Here is a 3476-nt window from a genome sequence, read left to right as displayed (position 1 = left end):
GCGGCGGCACGACCCTGCGCCAAAGCCTCCAGCAGAGATTCGAACTCGCCGAGTTCACCGCCAACCAGCACCGCCCGGTGCTCGAACACCGACCGGCCCGAAGCCAGGCCCGCCGCCACCTCGGCCGGCTCCGCCGACGCCCCGGCACCCGCCAGGAACTCCCGCAGCCGAGCCGCCTGCGCCCGCAACGCGGCCTCCGTCCGACCCGACACCACCCACGGCACCACACCACCAACCGGCGCGGTCACCTCGGCATCGGCCTCAGCCTCCGGAGCCTCCTCCAGCACCACGTGCGCATTCGTCCCGCTCACGCCAAAAGCCGAGACACCCGCGCGGCGCGGACGGCCGAGCTCCGGCCAGGGCAGTTCCTCGGTCAGCAGGCGTACCGCGCCCGCCGACCAGTCGATGTGCGGCGAGGGCTCGTTCACGTGCAGCGTGCGCGGCAGCAGGCCATTCTCAAGCGCCATCACCATCTTGATCAGCCCGGCCGCACCGGCCGCCGCCTGCGTGTGCCCGATGTTGGACTTCAGCGAGCCCAGCCACAGCGGACGGCCCTCCGGCCGGTCCTGCCCGTACGTGGCCAGCAGCGCCTGCGCCTCGATCGGGTCACCCAGCTTGGTACCCGTCCCATGCGCCTCCACCGCGTCCACGTCCGAGGTGGTGAGACCCGCGTTCGCCAGCGCCTGCCGGATCACCCGCTGCTGCGAAGGACCGTTCGGCGCCGTCAGCCCGTTGCTCGCACCGTCCTGGTTCACCGCCGTACCGCGCACCACCGCCAGCACCTGGTGCCCGTTACGCCGCGCGTCCGACAGCCGCTCCAGCAGCACCAGGCCGACACCCTCGCCCCAGCCCGTACCGTCCGCGCCCACCGCGAAGGCCTTGCAGCGCCCGTCCGGCGCCAGCCCGCGCTGACGGCTGAACTCCACGAAGACCTCGGGGGTCGTCATGATCGTGATGCCGCCGGCCAGCGCCAGCGTGCACTCACCCGCCCGCAGAGCCTGGGCCGCCAGGTGCAGCGCCACCAGCGACGACGAGCAGGCCGTGTCCACCGTGACCGCCGGGCCCTCCAGCCCCAGGCTGTACGCGATCCGGCCCGAGGCCACGCTCGCGGCGATGCCGATCCCGAGGTAGCCCTCGACGGTCTCCGGCACCTGCCGCAACAGGCTCGCGTAGTCCTGCCCGTTGCTTCCGACGAAGACGCCGACCTTGCCGCCCCGCATCGAGTGCGGGTCGATCCCGCCGCGCTCGAACGCCTCCCAGGACGTCTCCAGCAGCAACCGCTGCTGCGGGTCCATCGCCAGCGCCTCACGCGGCGAGATCCCGAAGAAGCCCGCATCGAACTCCGCCGCGTCGTACAGGAAACCGCCCTCCCGCACGTACGAGGTCCCCGAGCGCTCCGGGTCCTCGTCGTACAGCGCCTCCAGATCCCAGCCACGGTCGTCCGGGAACACCGAGATCGCGTCGCCGCCCGCCGCCACCAGCCGCCACAGGTCCTCCGGCGTCCGCACCCCGCCCGGAAACCGGCAGCTCATCGCGACGATCGCGATCGGCTCATCGCTCACCCCGGCACCGGCCGCGACCACCGGGGCCCCCGCCGCCTCGGAGTCCGCCTCGCCGTACGGGAGTTCGGTGCCCAGGAAGCGGGCGAGGTCCCCGGGGGTCGGGTAGTCGAAGACCAGGCTGCTGGGCAGCCGGAGGCCGGTCACCGCGTTCAGGCGGTTGCGCAGTTGGACCGAGCCGAGCGAGTCGAACCCGAGGTCCTTGAAGGCGCGTCGCGGGTCGACGGCCTGCGGGCCGGCGTGGCCGAGGACCAGGGCCGCCTGCGTGCGCACCAACTCCACGATCAGCGCCTCGCGTTCGGCCCGGCCGAGGCCGGCCAGCCGCTGTTCCAGCGGGGCCTGGCCTCCCGCTCCGGTGCTCGCCCCCGACCGTGCGGCGGCGGTGAGCTCGCGGACCTCGGGCAGGTCGGCGATCAGCGGGCTGGGGCGTCCGGCGGTGAAGGCCGGGACGAACCGCGCCCAGTCCACGTCGGCGACGGTCACCGCCGCCTCGCCGCTGCCGACCGCCCGCTCCAGCGCGGTCAGCGCCGACTCCGGTGCCATGGCCGGGAATCCGCTGCGGTGCAGCTGGGCCGAGGCCGCCTCGTCGGTGGCCATCCCGGAGTCGGCCCAGGCGCCCCAGGCCACGGAGGTGGCGGGGAGGCCCAGCCCACGGCGGCGCTCGGCGAGCCCGTCGAGGAAGGCGTTCGCCGCGGCGTAGTTCGCCTGGCCCTCGTTGCCGAAGGTCGCGGCGGCGGAGGAGAAGAGGACGAAGGCGTCGAGCTCCCGGTCACGGGTCAACTCGTCGAGGAACAGCGCCGCGTCCGCCTTCGGACGCAGCACCCGCATCAGTCGCTCGGGCGTCAGCGCGTCCAGCACGCCGTCGTCCAGGAGGCCGGCCGCGTGGACCACCGCCGTGAGGTCCGGCAGCGACTCCAGCAGCCCGGCCAGCGCGGAGCGATCGGTGACATCGCACGCGACGAGATCCACCGCCGCGCCCAGAGCCGTCAGTTCCTCACGCAACTCCACGGCTCCCGGGGCCTGTTCACCACGCCGGCCTACCAGGACCAGATGCTCGGCGCCCTTGGACACCGCCCACCGGGCCACCCGGCCGCCCAACGCGCCCGTGCCACCGGTCACCAGGACCGTGCCGCGCGGCTGCCACAGCGGCACCTCGGCGCGGGAGGTCGAACCGGCCCGGACCAGGCGACGGGCGAGAAGCCCCGAAGCGCGAACCGCGACCTGGTCCTCACCCTGCGACCCGTTCAGCGCCGCCACCAGGTGATCCGCCGCCCGCTCGTCCAGCACCTGCGGCAGGTCCACCAGACCGCCCCAGCGGTCGGGCAGCTCCAGCGCGGCCACCCGTCCCAGGCCCCACACGGAGGCCTGCGCCGGGTCCACCAGCTCCCCCGATCCGACCGACACGCCACCGCAGGTGGCCAGCCAGAGGGGAGCCTCCACCTCGGCGCCCCCCAGGGCCTGCACCAGGACCAGCCCCGGCGCGGCACCGGGCACCAGGCTCAGCACCCCGGCCAGCGCGACGCCCGCCAGCGCCGACCTCACCAGCTCGGCCGCGTCGGCCCGGTCCAGGCCGGCGGCGGCGTCCCACTCCGCCACCAGTACCTCGGCACCGGCCCGGGAGAGCGCTCCCACGCACGGGTCGACGAGCGCACCGCCGCCGATCGGTGCCACCACCAGCCAGGTGCCGGACAGGCCGGCCCTCGCCGCACCCGTGGGCAGCGGCTTCCACACCGCGCGGTACCGCCAGTCGTCGGCCGGGAAACGATCCGCCGACTCTCGCAGTACGGCGGGCTCGGCCGGGGCGAGCCAGTAGGTCTCGCGTTGGAAGGGGTAGGTGGGCAGGGCGATCCGGCCCGCCTCCCGGCCCGCGAACACGCCCTCCCAGTCGAACTCCACACCCGCCACGTGCAGTTCAGC

At 74.5% G+C, this 3476-nt stretch carries 1 protein-coding gene; it reads right to left on the bottom strand.

Going from position 1 to position 3476, the window contains the following annotated elements:
• On the bottom strand, nucleotides 1-3476 hold a 3476-nt coding region (locus ACIQIB_RS39315), incomplete at both ends, for a type I polyketide synthase (protein ID WP_400764261.1).

It is taken from the genome of Kitasatospora sp. NPDC092286, assembly GCF_044755565.1.
Lineage (GTDB): Bacteria > Actinomycetota > Actinomycetes > Streptomycetales > Streptomycetaceae > Kitasatospora.
The sequence above is the reverse complement of the archived record's forward strand: the minus strand, read 5'-3'. Positions and strand labels throughout refer to the sequence as shown.